The sequence below is a fragment of the Streptomyces sp. NPDC036984 genome (assembly GCF_055607665.1).
The window spans coordinates 79,611-97,479 of record NZ_JBVJRL010000019.1; the positions used below are offsets into that span (position 1 = coordinate 79,611).

The following is a 17,869-nucleotide window of genomic DNA, read 5'->3' on the forward strand; positions in this document are numbered from 1 at the left end:
CGCTCCACGGGGGGAGCGACGGGGCCTCGGCCACGCGGGGGGCGTCTGTCACACGTCGAAGTACAGCTCGAACTCGTGCGGGTGCGGACGCAGCTGGAGCGGGGCGATCTCGTTGGTGCGCTTGAAGTCGATCCACGTCTCGATCAGGTCGGACGTGAACACGTCGCCCTGGAGGAGGAACTCGTGGTCGGCCTCGAGGGCGTCGAGGACGGCGTTCAGCGAGGTCGGGACCTGGGCGACGTTGGCGTGCTCCTCGGGAGCCAGCTCGTACAGGTCCTTGTCGATCGGCTCGGCCGGCTCGATCTTGTTCTTGATGCCGTCCAGGCCCGCGAGGAGCAGGGCCGAGAAGGCGAGGTACGGGTTGCCGGAGGAGTCGGGCGCGCGGAACTCGACACGCTTGGCCTTCGGGTTGGAACCCGTGATCGGGATACGCATGGCGGCGGAGCGGTTGCGCTGCGAGTACACCAGGTTGATCGGCGCCTCGAAGCCCGGCACCAGACGGTGGTACGAGTTCACCGTCGGGTTGGTGAAGGCCAGCAGCGACGGGGCGTGCTTGAGGATGCCGCCGATGTAGTAGCGGGCGGTGTCCGACAGGCCCGCGTAGCCGGCCTCGTCGTAGAACAGCGGGTCGCCGTTGCTCCACAGCGACTGGTGCACGTGCATGCCCGAGCCGTTGTCACCGAAGATCGGCTTCGGCATGAAGGTCGCGGTCTTGCCGTTGCGCCAGGCGACGTTCTTCACGATGTACTTGAAGAGCTGGAGGTCGTCGGCGGCGGCGAGCAGCGTGTTGAACTTGTAGTTGATCTCCGCCTGGCCGGCGGTGCCCACCTCGTGGTGCTGGCGCTCGACCTTCAGGCCGGACCGCTCCAGCTCCAGGGAGATCTCGGCGCGCAGGTCGGCGAAGTGGTCGACCGGCGCCACCGGGAAGTAGCCGCCCTTGTAGCGGACCTTGTACCCACGGTTGTTCTCCAGGGCGCCGGTGTTCCAGGCACCCGCCTCGGAGTCGATGTGGTAGAAGGACTCGTTCGCCGAGGTGGCGAAACGGACGCTGTCGAAGACGTAGAACTCGGCCTCGGGACCGAAGTACGCGGTGTCGGCGATGCCCGTCGACGCCAGGTACGCCTCCGCCTTCTTCGCCACGTTGCGCGGGTCACGGGAGTACTGCTCGCCCGTGATCGGGTCGTGGATGAAGAAGTTGATGTTGAGGGTCTTGTCGCGGCGGAACGGGTCCACACGGGCGGTGGACAGGTCCGCACGCAGAGCCATGTCGGACTCGTGGATGGCCTGGAAACCGCGGATCGACGATCCGTCGAAGGCCAGCTCCTCGTCCGGGTCGAACGCCTCAACGGGCACCGTGAAGTGCTGCATGACGCCCGGCAGGTCGCAGAACCGGACGTCGACGAACTTGACGTCCTCGTCCGCGATGAACTTCTTGGCCTCGTCGGCGTTCTGGAACATCCAGCTCCTCCTACTCCCGACCGTCGACGCCGGGGTGGTAGATCGTTCGTGCGGCCAGTGCGGTGGCACACGCTGGTCTCGACCCTAGGGACGGGTGATTTCTCGGGCGTGACCCGTTTGTTTCGCAGAAGTTAACCGGCCACGTGTCCACGGTAGCCCCGACACACCCCTGTGCGTAGTGCCCGAAACCGGGCGCAGTACCGTGGACGGGTGGACAACAGGCAGGCAATCGGATCGTGGCTCTCCGGGCCGCGCGCGGCCATGGAAGAGGCGGGCGCCGACTTCGGATACCGGGGCGAGCAACTCGGTCTCCCGGAGCACGGCCCGAACTCGATCGCGCGGCCCGGACGGCGGCTCGGCGCACTCGCCGTGGACTGGGCGCTGTGCGTCCTGATCGCATACGGCCTGATCACGCACGGCAACAGCCCGGCTACGAGCAACTGGGCGCTGGCCCTCTTCTTCGTCCTGAGCGCCCTGACCGTCGGCACGGTCGGCTTCACCCCCGGCAAGCGCCTCTTCGGCATCCGGGTGGTGGCCCTGGAGACCGGCACGGTCAGCCCGCTGCGCTCCCTGCTGCGCACGGTCCTGCTGTGCCTCGCGATCCCCGCGTTGATCTGGGACCGCGACGGCCGCGGCCTGCACGACCGGATCGCGAAGACGGTCGAAGTCCGCGTCTGACGATGTGATGTACGGCACAAAGGCCACCCGCGCCGCCCGGTGCGGGTGGCCCTCACCGTGTGCGCGGTCTCAGCCCCGGCGCAGCACCGCCGCCAGCACCGTCCGCAGCTCGGCCTCCGGATCCGGTACGGCGCCGGGCGCGCGCCAGGCCACGAACCCGTCCGGCCGTACCAGGACCGCCCCGTCGGCCGTCGTGCCGTGCACCGCCGCCCAGTCGCTGCCGCCGGCGGGGCCCTCCCCGTCGTAGGCCAGCTCGGCGTCCGCCCCGGCACCGATCCGGTACGCCGCCAGCCGGACGCCGTCCGCCTCGGCGACGCGGCGGGCGGCCGCGTGCCAGGCCCTGCCCGCGGCCGACCCGGCGTCGCTGAGCAGCACCATGGACCGCTCGTAGAGGTCGACCGTGGAGAGCCGCTCGCCCGCCCGGCGCAGCCACAGGTGCGGGGCCCGGCTGCCCGGCTGCCCGGTCAAATTCATCCCGTCGGGTACGACCGGCTGGGCGGGGTCGGCGCCCACGACGGCGCCCTCCAGATAGCGGTAGGCGAGGACGACGGGGAGGATGCCGCTGCGCGGGCCGCCGCCGACGCCGGGGGTGGGGGCGAAGCCGGGGTGGCTGTGCTCCACGGAGCGGGCCGAGGCCCGGGCGCTGGTGGCCAGGGCGACGGGCCGGCGCTCGGTGTCGTACGTCTCCAGCAGCTCGGGTCCGGCCCAGCCGTCGAGGACGGCGGCCAGCTTCCAGGCCAGGTTGTGGGCGTCCTGGATGCCGGTGTTGGAGCCGAAGGCGCCGGTCGGGGACATCTCGTGGGCGGAGTCGCCGGCGAGCAGGACCCGGCCGGCGGTGTACCGCTCGGCGACCCGTTCCGCGGCGCGCCAGGACGCCTTGCCGGTGATCTCGACGTCGAGGTCGGGGACGCCGACGGCCTGACGGATGTGCCGCTGGAGCCGCTCCTCGGTGAACTCGTCCAGCGTCTCGCCCTGCTCCGGGTGCCAGGGGGCGTGGAAGACCCAGTGCTCCTTGTTGTCGACGGGCAGCAGCGCGCCGTCGGCTCCGGGACTGGTCAGGTAGCAGCAGATGAAACGCCGGTCGCCGACCGTGTCGGCGAGCAGCTTGGACCGGAAGGTGACGCTCACGTTGGCGAAGAGGTCGCCGGGGCCGCTCTGCCCGATGCCGAGCCGGCGCCGGACGGGGCTGCGCGGGCCGTCGCACGCCACCAGGTAACCCGCGCGGACCGTGTAGAGCCGGTCGCCGTCGCGGTCCCGGACGAACGCCGTCACCCCTTCGGAGTCCTGCTCGAAGCCTTCCAGCTCATGGAAGTAACGCAGGTCGCCGCCGAGCGCGCGGGCCCCCTTCACCAGCACCGGCTCCAGGTCGTTCTGGCTGCACAGGCACCACGTGGTGGGGCTGAATCTCGCGAGTCCGCCGCCCGGGTCGATGTGCTTGAACAGCCACTCGCCGGCGTCGCCGACCAGGGTCGGGGTCTGCAGGATGCCGTGGTTGTCCGCGAGGAGCGAGGCCGCCGCCTTGATGTCCGGCTCGATGCCGGCCACCCGGAACAGCTCCATCGTCCGCAGGTTGTTGCCGCGGCCACGCGGGTGGATCGAGGTGCCGGAATGCCGCTCGACGAGCATGTGCGGTACGCCGAGACGGCCCAGGAACAGGGAGAGGGACAGGCCCACCAGAGACCCGCCCACGACGAGGACGGGTACCTGGTGATCGGCTTTCTGCTGCATCGAGGCTCCAGAGGCATGCGTCGGGATGGGGTGCGCCTTGGTGTTTCTGTGCCCTCTGGGAGAGCTTTCGCGTGCTCAATCACCCACGTGGTTCACGCGAGTCGCGCGTACCGCGGGAAGCGGCACAGGATCAAGAAGCGCTGACGTCGCGTCATCGGCGGCCGGCGTTCGCCTCTGCCCCCGTGAAGGAGATGCGCAGCAATGACCACCATGTCGGAAAAGCTTTCGGCCCCGTCGACGCGTCAGGTGTCGAAACGGGTCTCCCAGTCCGTGTTCGACGGCTCCCGTCTCCGGGTCGTCCTGCTCGTGGACGTCAACGACGGCGCCCAGCAGCAGTTCCTGGAGGCCTACGAGCAACTGTGCAACCAGGTGGCGCAGGTGCCCGGCCACGTCAGCGACCAGCTGTGCCAGTCGATCGAGAATCCCTCCCAATGGCTCATCACCAGCGAGTGGGAGAGTGCCCCGCCGTTCCTCACCTGGGTGAACAGCGAGGAGCACGTGCGGATGGTGGAACCGCTGCACAGCTGCGTCCGGGACACCCGCTCGCTGCGCTTCCACGTCGTCCGCGAGACCGGCGGCGAGGCGGCGGCCGCCTCCGCGGCCCGGCGCCGGCTCCAGGCGTCCCCGCGGATCGGCGACGGCGTGATCCGGCACGCGCTGACCTTCACGGTCAAGCCGGGCAGCGAGTCGGAGGTCAAGCGGATCCTCGCGAACTACGCCTCCCCCCAGGCGCGGGTCGACGAGACCACCCGGTTGTGCCGCACCTCCCTGTTCATGCACGGCAACCGGGTGGTGCGGGCCATCGAGGTGCGCGGCGACCTGCTCGCGGCACTGCGGCACGTCGCCCGGCAGCCCGAGGTACGCGCCGTCGAGGAGGCCATCAACCCCTACCTGGAGCAGGAGCGGGACCTCGACGACCAGGAGTCCGCACGGGTCTTCTTCACCCGGGCGGCGCTGCCCGCCGTCCACCACGTCACCGCGGACGAACTCACCGAGGGCGAGCGGCAGGCGCTGTACTACCCGGCCCGGCCGGGCGACGGCATGCGGCTGGCCGAGCTGCTCGCCCAGCAGGACACGGTGGCGGCGGACGACCCGGACAGCCCGGTCCTGCGCAGCACGATCTTCCAGCGCGACGACGTCGTCGTACGGCTGATCGACGTACGCGCCGGCCTGCGCGCCGATGCCGTCCTGCCGGAGGCCGGGCACCGGGCCGCGCTGCGCGACCTGCTGGACGGCGAGCCCGTCGGCATGGACCTCGTCACCGACCGCCGCTCCCCGGACGCCTGACCCCGGCCGGCCCAGCACCCCAACGGAGGAACGCCGTGATCAAACCCCTTCCGAAGATCATCGACCTCAGCGAGGTCGAGCCCAACACCCGGCGCGGCGGCGATCTGCGCGCCATGCTCACCCCGGCCACGGTGGGCTCCACCAGCGGTTTCATGGGCGTGGCCATCGTGCAGCCCGGCGACCGCATCGGGGAGCACTACCACCCGTACTCCGAGGAGTTCGTCTACGTCGTCTGCGGACAGCTGGAGGTGGACCTGGACGGCGAGCCGCACCCGCTGCGGCCCGAGCAGGGGCTGATGATCCCGATGAACATGCGGCACCGCTTCCGCAACGTCGGCAACGTGGAGGCGCGGATCGTCTTCCACCTGGGCCCGCTGGCCCCGCGGCCGGCTCTCGGCCACGTCGACACGGAGGAGACGGAGGCGGTCGCCGTCGCCGCCGAGCCGGCCGACCGGGAACAGGTCCGCTCATGACCCGGCGGGTGGCGGTCACCGGCATAGGCATCGTCGCTCCGGGCGGGATCGGCGTACCGGCTTTCTGGAGTCTGCTCGCCGAAGGGCGTACCGCGACGCGGGGCATCACGTTCTTCGACCCGGCCGGGCTCCGGTCCCGGATCGCCGCCGAGTGCGACTTCGATCCCGCCGCGCACGGCCTGGACGCCGAGCAGGTCGAGCGGGCGGACCGGTACATACAGTTCGCCCTGGTCGCCGGTGAGGAGGCGGTCCGGGACTCCGGTCTCGACCTCGCCGGGGAGGACCCCTGGCGGGTCGGCGTCTCGGTGGGCACCGCGGTCGGCGGCACCACCCGCCTGGAGCACGACTACGTCCTGGTCAGCCATCGCGGGCAGCGCTGGGACGTCGACCCCACCGAGGCGGAGCCGCAGCTGCACCGGGCGTTCTCGCCGAGCACAGTGGCCTCCGCGGTGGCGGAACGTTTCGGCGCCCAGGGGCCCGTCCAGACCGTGTCCACCGGCTGCACCTCCGGCCTGGACGCCGTCGGATACGCCTTCCACACCGTGCAGGACGGCCGGGCCGACATATGCATCGCGGGAGCCTCGGACTCTCCGATCTCCCCGATCACCATGGCCTGCTTCGACGCGATCAAGGCCACGTCCCCGAACAACGACGACCCCGCGCACGCCTCCCGGCCCTTCGACAACAACCGTGACGGCTTCGTCATGGGCGAGGGCGGCGCGGTGCTCGTCCTGGAGGAACTGGAGCACGCCCGGGCCCGCGGTGCGCACGTGTACTGCGAGTTCGGCGGCTACGCCACCTTCGGCAACGCCTACCACATGACCGGTCTGACCAAGGAGGGCCTGGAGATGGCACGAGCCATCGAGAACGCCCTCGACCAGGCGCGGCTCGACCCGACCGCGATCGACTACGTCAACGCGCACGGCTCCGGCACCCGGCAGAACGACCGCCACGAGACGGCGGCCGTGAAGCGGGCGCTCGGCCACCACGCCTACGACACCCCGATGAGCTCCATCAAGTCCATGGTGGGGCACTCCCTCGGGGCGATCGGCGCCATCGAGCTGGTCGCCTGTGTGCTGGCCCTCGCCAAGCAGGTCGTACCGCCGACCGCGAACTACGAGATCCCCGACCCCGAGTGCGACCTGGACTACGTCCCGCGCGTCGCCCGTGAACGGAAGCTGACCAGCGTGCTGTCCGTGGGCAGCGGGTTCGGCGGCTTCCAGTCCGCGGTGATCCTGACCCGTCCCAGGGAGTGAGGACACGATGAGCGAACCGCACGACCGGCGTGCGGCCATCACCGGCATCGGAGTGGTCGCGCCCAACGGCACCAGCACCGACACCTTCTGGAAGGCCACCCAGGAGGGTCTCAGCGTCCTCGACCGGATCACCCGCGAGGGCTGCGAGCACCTTCCGCTCAAGGTGGCCGGAGAGGTCCGCGCCTTCGACCCGGCGGCGACGATCGAGGAGCGCTTCCTCGTCCAGACCGACCGGTTCACGCACTACGCCATGGCCGCGGCCGACTTCGCGCTGGACGACGCCCGGCTGGCGCTGGCCGACATCCCCGACGCGCCGTACTCCATCGGCGTGGTCACCGCGGCCGGCTCCGGCGGCGGTGAGTTCGGCCAGCGCGAACTCCAGCAACTGTGGGGCAAGGGCAGCCGGTTCGTCGGGCCGTACCAGTCCATCGCCTGGTTCTACGCCGCGAGCACCGGCCAGGTGTCCATCCGCCGCGGCTTCAAGGGGCCCTGCTCCGTCGTCGCCTCCGACGAGGCCGGCGGTCTCGACGCCCTCGCCCACGCGGCCCGCGCGGTGCGGCGCGGCACCGACGTGATCGTGGCCGGCTCCACCGAGGCGCCGCTCGCGCCGTACTCGATGGTCTGCCAGCTCGGCTACGAGGAGCTGAGCCGCGAGCCGGATCCGTCCCGGGCGTACCGCCCGTTCACGGACGGGGCGTGCGGGTTCGTGCCCGCCGAGGGTGGCGCGATGCTCGTCGTGGAGGCGGCGGGCTCCGCCCGCGAACGCGGCACCGAGCCCCGGGCCGTCGTGGCGGGCCACGGGGCCACCTTCACCGGCGCCTCCCGCTGGGCGGCGTCCCAGGACGGCCTCGCCCACGCCATCCGGCAGGCCTTGCACGAGGCCGAGTGCGCGCCCGAGGAGATCGACGTCGTCTTCGCCGACGCCCTCGGGGTGCCGGAGGCGGACCGGGCCGAGGCGCTGGCCCTCGCCGACGCCCTCGGCGAGCACGGCACCCGGGTGCCGGTGACGGCACCGAAGACCGGAATCGGCCGCGGCTACTGCGCGGCCCCCGTCCTGGACACCGCGGCGGCCGTGCTCGCAATGGAGCACGGCCTGATCCCGCCGACGCCGAACGTCTTCGACGTCTGCCACGACCTCGACCTCGTGACCGGCCGCGCCCGGGTCGCCGAGCTGCGCACGGCGCTGGTGCTCAGCCGGGGACTCATGGGGTCGAACTCGGCGCTGGTGCTGCGACGCGGCACCGCGTGAGCAAGCAAAGGAGGAAAACCATGCCCCAGATCACCGTGGAAGAACTCGCCGCGCTGATGAAGAAGGCCGCCGGCGTCACCGTCAGCCCGGAGCAGCTCGAGGCACAGCCGGACACCGGCTTCGACGTCCTCGGCGTCGACTCGCTGGGACTGCTCGGCATCGTCGGCGAGCTGGAGAACACCCACGGCACCCCGATGCCGGTCGACGCGGAGCGCTGCAAGACGCCCCAGCAGTTCCTCAACCTCGTCAACAGCACCCTGATGGCAGGAGCCTGAGATGGCAGGACACACCCAGAACGAGATCACCATCGCCGCCCCCCTGGATCTGGTCTGGGACATGACCAACGACCTGGAGCGGTGGCCGCAGCTGTTCAGCGAGTACGCCTCGGTCGAGGTCCTCAAGCGGGAGGGCGCCAAGACCACCTTCCGGCTGACCATGCACCCGGACGACAACGGCACCGTCTGGAGCTGGGTCTCCGAGCGCGAGCCGGACCGCGACTCGCTCACCGTCACGGCGCGTCGGGTGGAGACCGGGCCCTTCGCCTTCATGAACATCCACTGGCGGTACGAGGAGGTACCCGCCGGCACCCGCATGGTCTGGACGCAGGACTTCGAGATGAAGCCGGACGCGCCCGTCGACGACGACTGGATGACCGACAACATCAACAAGAACAGCAAGGTCCAGCTGGCCCTGATCCGGGACAAGATCGAGAAGGCGGCCGCCGGACACCGGCCCGCCCCGGCTCTGGCCGACTGAGCCGGACGAGGAGACGACCGTGCACCAGGCCCTGATCGTCGCCCGCATGGCCCCGGGCTCCGCCCCCGACATCGCCAAGGTGTTCGCGGAGTCCGACCGGGGCGAGCTGCCCCACCTCGTCGGCGTCGTCCGGCGCAGCCTCTTCCAGTTCGGCGACGTCTACATGCACCTCATCGAGTCCGAGCGCGAGCCCGGGCCGGCCATCGCCAAGGTCACCTCGCACCCCGAGTTCCGAGAGGTCAGCGAGCGCCTGTCGGCGTACGTCAGCGCCTACGATCCGGAGACCTGGCGGTCCCCGAAGGACGCGATGGCGCAGCGCTTCTACCTCTGGGAGCGCGACGCCCGCGACTGATCCCCGTCCGGACCACCGGTGCCGGGCCCGCGTACGACGCGGACCCGGCACCGGTGTGTTCGGCGGGGGAGTCGCTCACCCGGAGACCGTGCAGTCGAACGCGTGCAGGAAGGGGTTGACCGGCCGGATGTCGCCGACGGCCAGGCCCGCGGCCTCGAGCCGGCCCACCATGCTGTCGGTGGTGTGCTTGGCACCGCCGACGTTGAGGAGCAGCAGCAGGTCCATGGCCGTGCTGAACCGCATCGACGGGGTGTCGTCCACGAGGTTCTCGATGACCACGACCCGGGCGCCGGGGCCGCCCGCCTCCACGACGTTGCACAGCAGCCGGGCGGTGGACTCGTCGTCCCACTCCAGGATGTTCTTGATGATGTAGACGTCGGCCTCGACCGGGACGGACGCCCGGACGTCGCCGGGCACGATCCGGGTCCGGTCCGCGAGGTCGCCCTCGCGCAGCCGCGGCAGGGCCTTCTCCACCACCCGGGGCAGATCCAGCAGGTAGCCCCGCATCGCCGGATACTTGTCCAGCAGGCTCGCCACGACGTGCCCCTGGCCGCCGCCGATGTCGGCGACGGACGAGCTGCCGGACAGGTCCAGGAGGGCGGCGACCTCCCGGGCCGACTGCTCGCTGGACCTCGTCATCGCCTGGTTGAAGACGTCGGCCGACTCCGGGGCGTCCTCGTTCAGGTAGGCGAAGAACTCCTTGCCGTACAGGTCCTCCACGACGTTCCGGCCGGTGCGGACCGCCTGGTCCAGCCTCGGCCAGGCGTCCCAGGTCCACGGCTCGGTGCACCACAGGGCGATGGCCCGCAGGCTGTTCGGGTTGTCCTCGCGCAGCAGCCGGGACATCTCGGTGTGGGCGAACGTCCCGTCGGGCCGCTCGGCGAAGACGCCGTAGCAGGACAGGGCGCGCAGCAGCCGGCGCAGCGGTTTCGGCTCGGTGTGCAGCGCGGCCGCCAGGCCCTCCACGGTCATGGGGGCGTCCCCGAGCGCGTCGGCGACGCCCAGCCGGGCGGCGGCGCGGACGGCCGCGGCGCAGGCCGCTCCGAACACCAGCTCGCGCAGCCGCATCGAGGGCGGAGGGGAGGGGGGTGCCCCCGGCTCCAGCGGAGCCGAGAGCTCGGAGGATGGTGCGGTCATGTGCCGCCTTCCTTCCTGATGTGGGTCGGGTACGGCCGTCCGGTCAGCACAGGCCCGCGGGCTTGGAGGCCCGGCAGGCGTTGCCCTGGAAGGCGTTGTTGCTCTTCGCGGTCTCCTGGTTGACCAGGTCCGCCGGCGCGTTGTTCTCCAGGTGGTTGTCGGTGATCCGGTTCTTCTCGCTCTTGACGCCCACGAAGCTCTTGAACAGGACGATGCCGCCCGACAGCGGGGACTTGCCGGTGTGGCCGATGACCGTGTTCCGCGTCACCAGGGCCTTCTCGGTGCCGGTCAGCACGATGCCGGAGCCCTTCAGATAGGGCAGCCGGGCGGTCTTCGGGCAGTACTTGTTGTTCCGCTCGACGAGGTTCTCGCTGACGGTGAGGGCGCCGGCCCGCGGCTTGTTCTCGTCGCCGACGACGAACACGCCCGCGCAGTTGCCGACGGCGTGGTTGTGGGTGACGGTGAGGTTGCGCAGCCGCCGGACGGTGATGCCGATCCGGTTGTCCTCCAGATGGTTGCCCTCGATCACCGCGCCCTTGCTGTCCTTGGCGCCCTGCTCGGCCTTGACGCTGTTGGCGAGGAACAGACCGGCGTCCCCGTTGCCCCGGGCGGTGTTCCCCCAGAAGACCGCGCGGGTGGAGTGCTCCTGGGCGATGCCCCACTGGCCGTTGTCGTCGGCGGTCACGCGCTCCACGGTCAGCCGGTCGGTCCCCTCGGACCACAGGCCGGTCTTGGCGAAGCCGGTCACCTTGAGGTCGGCGACGGTGACGTTCGTGAGGGCCTTCTTCCCTCCGACGACACAGATGCCGTTGCCGGCCGCGAGGCAGGTGACGGAGGCCTTCGCTCCGCGCACGGCGGACTTGGCCTTCTTGGGCGGCCGGATCACCGTGTGGTGGCCCACGCCGCGCAGGGTCAGGCCCGGCGTCTTCACCGTGACGCTCTCGCGGTAGGTCCCGGCGAGCACGAGCACCGTGTCGCCGGACTTGGCGGCGTCGACCGCCTTCTGGATCGACTGGCCCGGGAGCACGACGAGGGTCCGGTGGGCGGCCGAGGCCGGGGTGGTGCCGCTGAAGGCACCGACGAGGACGGTGGTGCATGCGAGGTACGCAATATGGCGTTTTGTCACGTTCCGAAGGCTAGGAGCGCATGAGCCGATTACCCGCTGGATGCTCCGTTCGGCGGCGTGTCACGGGCCGGAAAACGCCGAAGCGCCCCCGAAGGGGCGCTGGGCCGGTGGACGGGCGGGCCGCTAGCGACCCCGGGGGCCGCCCTTGGGCAGCCGCATGCCCTTCGGCATCGGCCCCTTCGGCAGCGGCATGTTGCTCATCAGGTCGCCCATGGCGCGCAGCCGGTCGTTGGTGGCCGTCACCTGGGGGCCGGTCAGCACGCGCGGGAACTTCAGCATGGTCGTGCGCAGCTTCTTCAGCTCGACCTGGCCCTCGCCGTTGCCGACGATCACATCGTGCACCGGAACGTCCGCGACGATGCGGTTCATCTTCTTCTTCTCGGCGGCGAGCAGGCTCTTCACGCGGTTCGGGTTGCCCTCGGCGACCAGCACGATGCCGGCCTTGCCGACGGCCCGGTGCACCACGTCCTGGCTGCGGTTCATCGCCACCGCGGGGGTCGTCGTCCAGCCCCGGCCGATGTTGTCCAGCACCGCGGCTGCGGCGCCCGGCTGGCCCTCCATCTGGCCGAACGCGGCCTGCTCGGCCCGGCGGCCGAACACGATCGCCGTCGCCAGCAGGGCGATCAGCAGACCGAAGATGCCCAGGTACACCGGGTGGCCGATCAGGAAGCCGATCGCGAGGAAGACACCGAGCGTGCCGATGCCGACGGCCGCGAGTACAAGACCGATCTTCTTGTCGGCCTTGCGGGTCATCTTGTACGTGAGAGCGATCTGCTTCAGTCGCCCTGCGTTCGCGGCGTCCGCCGCGGTTTCCTTCCTCGCCATGCCCAGAAGTCTACGTGCCCCCGGGAGCGCAGACGACGGCAGTGCCCGGCGGCAAGGAGCCGGGGGAGGCGTCAGGGGCGGGTGGCGGCCTGCTCCAGGACCCGCTGGGCCTCGACGCGGTCCTTGGCGCGACGGCGGTCCTCCAGGACGGAGGTCCATGCGTTGCGGCGGGCGGTGCGCTGGCCGCCGCTCATCAGCAGGGACTCGACGGCGCGCAGGGCGTCGGTGAAGGACGGGATGGCGGTGGCGCGTACGGGCGCGGCCTGCATGATCGAGGTCCCCCCTCGGAGCGATGGTGATACGGGGCGTGATACCAGAGTCACTGATTGGTGTTACCAGGGCATGTCCGACCGGTCAAACACCCATGAAACCTTGATGCGACGAGCCGAAACGCGACGCGGCCCCGGACGGCGCCCTCATCAGCGAGGACGGTCGGGACCGCGGCGACTCGGCCATTACTGGCCGGTAATTGCTTGTGCGCGAATTCACATGGCTCGGGCTCAGACCGCCTGGGCGGCGATGAAGTCGCCCCCCCGCTGCGGAGCAGCCGAATGACGCTGCTCGACGGCCATCTGGTACAGCCGCCCGGCACGGTACGAGGACCGCACCAGCGGCCCGGACATCACGCCGGAGAAGCCGATCTGCTCGGCCTCCTCCTTCAGCTCCACGAACTCGTGCGGCTTCACCCAGCGCTCCACCGGATGGTGGCGCACGGAGGGGCGCAGGTACTGGGTGATGGTGACCAGCTCGCAGCCCGCGTCGTGCAGCTGCTTGAGCGCCTCGCTGACCTCCTCGCGGGTCTCGCCCATGCCGAGGATCAGGTTCGACTTGGTCACCAGGCCGAAGTCGCGGGCCTCGGTGATGACCTTCAGGGAGCGCTCGTAGCGGAAGCCGGGGCGGATCCGCTTGAAGATCCGGGGGACCGTCTCGACGTTGTGCGCGAACACCTCGGGGCGGGCGGAGAAGACCTCCGCGAGCTGCTCGGGGATCGCGTTGAAGTCGGGAGCCAGCAGCTCGACCTTGGTACGGCCGCCCTCGCGGTTCGCCGTCTGCCGGTGGATCTGGCGCACGGTCTCGGCGTACAGCCACGCGCCGCCGTCCTCCAGGTCGTCGCGGGCGACGCCGGTGATGGTGGCGTAGTTCAGGTCCATGGTGACCACGGACTCGCCGACGCGGCGCGGCTCGTCCCGGTCGAGCGCCTCGGGCTTGCCGGTGTCGATCTGGCAGAAGTCACAGCGCCGGGTGCACTGGTCGCCGCCGATGAGGAAGGTCGCCTCGCGGTCCTCCCAGCACTCGTAGATGTTCGGGCAGCCGGCTTCCTGGCACACCGTGTGCAGGCCCTCGCCCTTCACGAGATTCTGCATCTTCGTGTACTCGGGACCCATTTTCGCCCGGGTCTTGATCCACTCGGGCTTGCGCTCGATGGGGGTCTGGCTGTTGCGGACCTCCAGGCGCAGCATCTTGCGTCCGTCGGGTGCGACTGCGGACACGTCGGCTCCCTAAGCTTTGATTCTTCGGCGTACACCAGGGTACGCCCGTGTTAAGTGGGCCCTGCCGGCAAGGCCAACCTCATGGCCGCAGGACGCATTCCCTCGGTCAGGCGGATGCCTTCTCGATCACGCGCGGCTTCAGGTCCGCCTTCTCCAGCACGTCCCGCAGATGCCGCTCCACGACCGGCAGGGCCTCCTCGACCGTGATGTCCCGGCCCAGCTCGTTGCTGAGCGAGGTGACGCCCGCGTCACGGATGCCGCACGGGATGATCCGGTCGAACCAGACGTTGTCCGGGTTCACGTTGAAGGAGAAGCCGTGCATGGTGACGCCCTTGGCGACCCGGATGCCGATCGCGGCGATCTTGCGGTCCTCGCGCCGCTGGCCCGCGTTGGAGGGGGCGTACTCGGGGCCGTTCAGCCGGGGGTCGAACTCCTCGTCGTTCAGCCGCGGGTCGAAGTCGAGGGAGAGTCCGCCGAGTGCCGGCCGCTGCTCGACCGGGTCGCCGAGCACCCACACCCCGCTGCGGCCCTCGACCCGGGTGGTCTCCAGGCCGAACTCGGCGCACGCCCGGATGATCGCCTCCTCCAGGCGCCGTACGTGCGCCACCACGTCCACCGGGCGGGGCAGCTTCTGGATGGGATAGCCCACCAGCTGGCCAGGGCCGTGCCAGGTGATCTTGCCGCCGCGGTCCACGTCGATGACCGGGGTGCCGTCCAGCGGGCGCTCGCTGTCCTCGGTGCGCCGGCCGGCCGTGTACACCGGGGGGTGCTCCAGGAGGATCACCGTGTCGGGGATCTCGTCGGCGAACCGGGCCGCGTGCACCCGGCGCTGCTCGTCCCATGCCTCCTGGTAATCGACGGCATCCGCACCGAATCCCATGCGGACGAACCGCAACTCGCTCACGGCAAGCGCCTCCCTCGGCGATTGGTGTGTCAGGCATGTATCGCGCCCACGCCACTGTACGTCCGACCGGCGTACGTCAGCCCGGCGGGCTTTCCTCACACGATCGGATGAATGCCCGACGAAGGATGCGATCGTCTGCTCACTCTCCGCTACATTCGCGCCGTTCGTGAGGCCATAAGGGCTGCTCAAAGGCAATCCGGGCACTTCGACAGGCCCGGAAGGCAGGAGACCGCACCGCAGATGACGGACCGACCCGCGCAGCGCACCCCCAACCGACAGCTCGCCGCGCTCATCGCAGAAGCGGGGTTCTCCAACGCGGGTCTGGCCCGTCGTGTCGACCAGCTCGGGCTGGAGCACGGGCTGGATCTCAGATACGACAAGACGTCGGTCACCCGCTGGCTGCGCGGACAGCAGCCGCGCGGTACGACGCCCGCCCTCATCGCCGAGGTGTTCACGCGCCGGCTCGGCCGCCGGCTCACCGCCCAGGACCTCGGCCTGGACGCCTGCGCGCCGGTCTACGCCGGACTGGAGTTCGCGGCCACCCCGGAGGAGGCCGTGGACATCGTCAGCGGGCTGTGGCGCAAGGACTCCGGCAGCCACGCCGAGCTGCGCAAGATCGCCTTCACCCCGGCCGGACTCGTCGTGCCCAGCCGGGACTGGCTGATCGGCAAGGCCGACGACCGGGTGGCCCGCGAATTGGTGCCCCGGGTGCCGCCGCAGGGCCGGCCCGGTGCGGCCAAGCCCCAGCCGCCGCATGCGGCGCTGGTCCCGCCGCGGATGCGCGGGCAGGCCGAGCGGGCCCCCGGCCACAAGGTGACCGGCGGCGACATCGCCGCGCTGCACTCGGTCGGCGAACTGTTCCGCACGCTCGACGACCGGTTCGGCGGCGGCCACGCCCGGCAGGCACTGGTGCGCTACCTGGAGCACGAGTGCGAGCCGATGCTGCGCGGCAGCTACGACGAGCAGACCGGCCGCCGGCTGTTCGGCGCCGCCGCCGACCTGACCCGGCTCGCGGGCTGGACGTCGTACGACATCGCCGCGCACGGGCTCGCCCAGCGCTACTTCGTGCAGGCCCTGCGGCTCGCCCAGGCGGCCGGCGACCGGGCCTACGGCTCCTTCGTCCTGGTCACCATGAGCCGCCAGGCCGTCTACCTGGGCCACGGCAGGGAGGCAGTGCAGCTGGCGCGGGTCGCCCAGCAGGGGGTGGGCACCGGCGGTCCGCCGGTCGTCCAGGCACTGCTGCACGCCTGCGAGGCGCGGGCGCACGGTGTCCTGGGCGAGGTGCGGGCGTGCACCGCGGCCCTGGTCCGGGCCGAGCGCGCGCTGGAGGCGGCCCGGCCCGGGGACGAGCTGCCGTACTGGGCCGCGTTCTTCGACGAGGGACAGCTCGCCGACGAGTTCGGGCACTGCCACCGGGATCTCCAGCAGTTCCGGGCCGCCGCGCAGCACGCCGAACGCGCCCTCCAGCTGCGGGCGCCCACGTACGCCCGCAGCCGGCTGTTCTGCCGGGTCGTCCTCGCCACCGCCCGGCTCGGCCTCGGCGAACTCGACCAGGCGTGCGCGCTGGCCGCGGAGGCCGCGGGCCAGGCGGTGGAGATGCGGAGCGCTCGTGCGGTGGAGTACGTACGGGACTTCGAGCGGCGCCTGGAGCCGTACCGGGACGCGGCGCCGGTGCGGGGCTACCGGGAGAAGGTGGCGGCGTTGGGGTAACCCGGTGTTCTCCGCCGCGGCAGGAGACGGGTACGGCCGGTCACCTTCCTTCCCGCCGAACCGTCTTCACGCCGCCCTCGGCAGTGTCGGGGCCGGGTCGGCGCTGTGCATCGAGCCTGCCGCGCCCAGGTCGGTCAGGATCGCGGCCGCGGCCCGGTGGGCGGAGTGCAGGGCGCCCTGGACGGTGCTGGTGTCCCGGTGGTCGCCGCACACGTACAGGCCCGCGAGCAGCCGTACCGGGCGACGCAGGTCGTGCGGTGGGCGCATCGCCGGGACCGCCTCCGGCGTGTGGTGGACCGCCAGCGTCTCCCAGCGGCGCGTGGAGGTGCCGTAGAGCCGCGCGAGGTGGATGCGGACGGCGGTGTCCACGCCCTCGGGCGGCGGTCCCAGCACCGTCGAGGAGATCAGCACCCGGCCGCCCGGAGCCCGGCTCGGGTCCACGTTGCTGAGCACCGCCGTGTGCGCGACCGGCCCGCCGCGGTCGGCGTCCAGCAGCAGCGAGGTACCGGTCGCGAAGGCTGCCGCGGGCTCGTCGGTGGTGTGGTGGACCACCGTCACCGGATGGAAGTCCGGCACCCTGAGCCCCGGCAGCAGCTCCGCGGCGGCGCGCGCGTCGGTCGCCAGCAGCACCGCCCGGCACCGGATCTCCCCGTGCTCGGCGGTGGCCACCGAGGTCGTGGACACGGAGGTGACCCGCACCCCGGTGTGCACGGTGCCCGGCGGCAGGGCCCGGGCCATCAGCTCGGGCAGCACCTCCGCGCCGCCCTCCGGCACGCACAGCCGGCCGCTCGCGAAGGCGCGCAGCGCCAGGTCGGCGCACCGGCTGGACGTGGTCAGCTCCGGATCGCACAGCAGCGCGGCGAGCAGCGGACGCAGGAAGCCGTCGATGGTGCGCGCCGGCACCCCGCGCTGCGCCAGGGCCTGGGCGGCGGGCATCTCGGGACGGGCCAGGATGCGTTCCACGGGAGTCGTGGCGATCCGGCCGAGGGCGGCGCCGAGGCGGGCCTGGTCCACCGCGCCGCCCACGGGCGCGCCGGTCCGGCCCGGCGTGGCCGCCGGACCCCGTGGGGCGCTCGCCAGAGCGCGCACTGCATGGAGTGCGCCCCGTGCGCCCCGTGCGCTCCCGCCGGCCGCCGGCACGCCCGCGCGCTGGGTGCGCCCGTCGCGGTGCAGCAGGACGCCGGGTGCGAAGCGGCGCACGCTCAGCGCGTGCAGGCCCGGGGTCAGGCGGAGTTCGGGGTAGGACGTGGACAGCAGCTGTCCTATGCGGTCGAGCCGGAAGCCGTCGACCTTCTCGGTCGACATGCGGCCGCCGACGTACGGGGCGGCCTCCAGGACCGCGGTGGTGATTCCTGCGCTGGTCAGTCGATGAGCCGCCGAGAGTCCGGCGATTCCGGCTCCGACGATGACGACGTCCACCTGGTACGCGGGCTCAAGCAC

The 17,869-nt window shown here is 71.4% G+C and carries 18 protein-coding genes; 9 read left to right on the plus strand and 9 right to left on the minus strand.

Going from position 1 to position 17,869, the window contains the following annotated elements:
• Positions 1-48: 48 nt before the first annotated feature.
• Positions 49-1,458 (minus strand): type I glutamate--ammonia ligase, encoded by a 1,410-nt coding sequence (gene glnA, locus ACZ7DL_RS29255; RefSeq protein ID WP_208031859.1) that lies wholly within the window; start codon positions 1,456-1,458, stop codon positions 49-51.
• A 210-nt stretch (positions 1,459-1,668) separates the two neighbouring features.
• Here glnA and ACZ7DL_RS29260 point away from each other — a divergent pair, with 210 nt between their 5' ends.
• Positions 1,669-2,136, plus strand: a complete 468-nt coding sequence (locus ACZ7DL_RS29260; protein WP_470778618.1) for an RDD family protein — start codon at positions 1,669-1,671, stop codon at positions 2,134-2,136.
• Between the two features lie 69 nt (positions 2,137-2,205).
• On the opposite strand, the gene ACZ7DL_RS29265 is transcribed toward ACZ7DL_RS29260, so the two are convergent.
• Entirely contained in the window at positions 2,206-3,864 is a 1,659-nt protein-coding gene (locus tag ACZ7DL_RS29265) for an FAD-dependent oxidoreductase (protein ID WP_470778620.1), read from the minus strand.
• 201 nt (positions 3,865-4,065) lie between these two features.
• Between ACZ7DL_RS29265 and ACZ7DL_RS29270 the strand changes: the two genes are divergently transcribed.
• Genes ACZ7DL_RS29270 through ACZ7DL_RS29300 form a run of 7 tightly spaced genes read left to right on the plus strand, consistent with a single transcriptional unit; the run spans position 4,066 to position 9,237 of the window.
• Entirely contained in the window at positions 4,066-5,151 is a 1,086-nt protein-coding gene (locus ACZ7DL_RS29270; protein ID WP_470778621.1) for a SchA/CurD-like domain-containing protein, read from the plus strand.
• A gap of 59 nt (positions 5,152-5,210) precedes the next feature.
• On the plus strand, positions 5,211-5,624 hold the full coding sequence (locus ACZ7DL_RS29275; RefSeq protein WP_470778706.1) for a cupin domain-containing protein: 414 nt from the start codon (positions 5,211-5,213) through the stop codon (positions 5,622-5,624).
• A complete protein-coding gene (locus ACZ7DL_RS29280; RefSeq protein WP_470778623.1) occupies positions 5,621-6,880 on the plus strand; it encodes a beta-ketoacyl-[acyl-carrier-protein] synthase family protein in 1,260 nt (419 codons plus the stop codon). Before ACZ7DL_RS29275 ends, ACZ7DL_RS29280 begins: the two co-directional genes overlap by 4 nt.
• A 7-nt stretch (positions 6,881-6,887) precedes the next feature.
• Positions 6,888-8,129, plus strand: a complete 1,242-nt coding sequence (locus ACZ7DL_RS29285) for a beta-ketoacyl synthase N-terminal-like domain-containing protein (protein ID WP_470778625.1) — start codon at positions 6,888-6,890, stop codon at positions 8,127-8,129.
• A gap of 20 nt (positions 8,130-8,149) precedes the next feature.
• Complete coding sequence (locus ACZ7DL_RS29290) at positions 8,150-8,404, plus strand: acyl carrier protein (protein WP_470778626.1); 255 nt, start codon at positions 8,150-8,152, stop codon at positions 8,402-8,404.
• A gap of 1 nt (position 8,405) precedes the next feature.
• Complete coding sequence (locus ACZ7DL_RS29295) at positions 8,406-8,885, plus strand: SRPBCC family protein (protein WP_470778628.1); 480 nt, start codon at positions 8,406-8,408, stop codon at positions 8,883-8,885.
• Positions 8,886-8,904: 19 nt separating this feature from the next.
• Positions 8,905-9,237, plus strand: coding sequence for a TcmI family type II polyketide cyclase (locus ACZ7DL_RS29300; protein ID WP_470778630.1), 333 nt, complete (start codon positions 8,905-8,907; stop codon positions 9,235-9,237).
• A gap of 75 nt (positions 9,238-9,312) precedes the next feature.
• Here ACZ7DL_RS29300 and ACZ7DL_RS29305 read toward each other — a convergent pair whose 3' ends face one another.
• From ACZ7DL_RS29305 to lipB, 6 genes are all read right to left on the minus strand, one after another.
• The gene (locus ACZ7DL_RS29305) at positions 9,313-10,305 is read right to left on the minus strand and encodes a methyltransferase (protein ID WP_470778708.1); all 993 of its coding nucleotides are present in this window, start codon (positions 10,303-10,305) and stop codon (positions 9,313-9,315) included.
• A gap of 112 nt (positions 10,306-10,417) precedes the next feature.
• Positions 10,418-11,500, minus strand: a complete 1,083-nt coding sequence (locus tag ACZ7DL_RS29310; protein ID WP_470778631.1) for a right-handed parallel beta-helix repeat-containing protein — start codon at positions 11,498-11,500, stop codon at positions 10,418-10,420.
• Between the two features lie 123 nt (positions 11,501-11,623).
• Entirely contained in the window at positions 11,624-12,325 is a 702-nt protein-coding gene (locus ACZ7DL_RS29315; RefSeq protein ID WP_470778633.1) for a DUF4191 domain-containing protein, read from the minus strand.
• 71 nt (positions 12,326-12,396) lie between these two features.
• Complete coding sequence (locus ACZ7DL_RS29320) at positions 12,397-12,594, minus strand: SCO2195 family GlnR-regulated protein (RefSeq protein WP_361132127.1); 198 nt, start codon at positions 12,592-12,594, stop codon at positions 12,397-12,399.
• A 231-nt stretch (positions 12,595-12,825) separates the two neighbouring features.
• On the minus strand, positions 12,826-13,815 hold the full coding sequence (gene lipA / locus ACZ7DL_RS29325; protein ID WP_470778634.1) for a lipoyl synthase: 990 nt from the start codon (positions 13,813-13,815) through the stop codon (positions 12,826-12,828).
• Positions 13,816-13,921: 106 nt separating this feature from the next.
• Positions 13,922-14,719 carry a lipoyl(octanoyl) transferase LipB gene (gene lipB / locus ACZ7DL_RS29330; protein ID WP_470778636.1) on the minus strand — a complete coding sequence of 266 codons (798 nt, stop codon included), beginning with the start codon at positions 14,717-14,719 and terminating at the stop codon, positions 13,922-13,924.
• 240 nt (positions 14,720-14,959) lie between these two features.
• On the opposite strand from lipB, the gene ACZ7DL_RS29335 reads away from it, so the two are divergent.
• The gene (locus ACZ7DL_RS29335; RefSeq protein WP_470778638.1) at positions 14,960-16,429 is read left to right on the plus strand and encodes a regulator; all 1,470 of its coding nucleotides are present in this window, start codon (positions 14,960-14,962) and stop codon (positions 16,427-16,429) included.
• Positions 16,430-16,495: 66 nt separating this feature from the next.
• Here the strand turns inward: ACZ7DL_RS29335 and ACZ7DL_RS29340 are convergent, their stop codons facing one another.
• On the minus strand, positions 16,496-17,869 hold the full coding sequence (locus tag ACZ7DL_RS29340; RefSeq protein WP_470778639.1) for an NAD(P)/FAD-dependent oxidoreductase: 1,374 nt from the start codon (positions 17,867-17,869) through the stop codon (positions 16,496-16,498).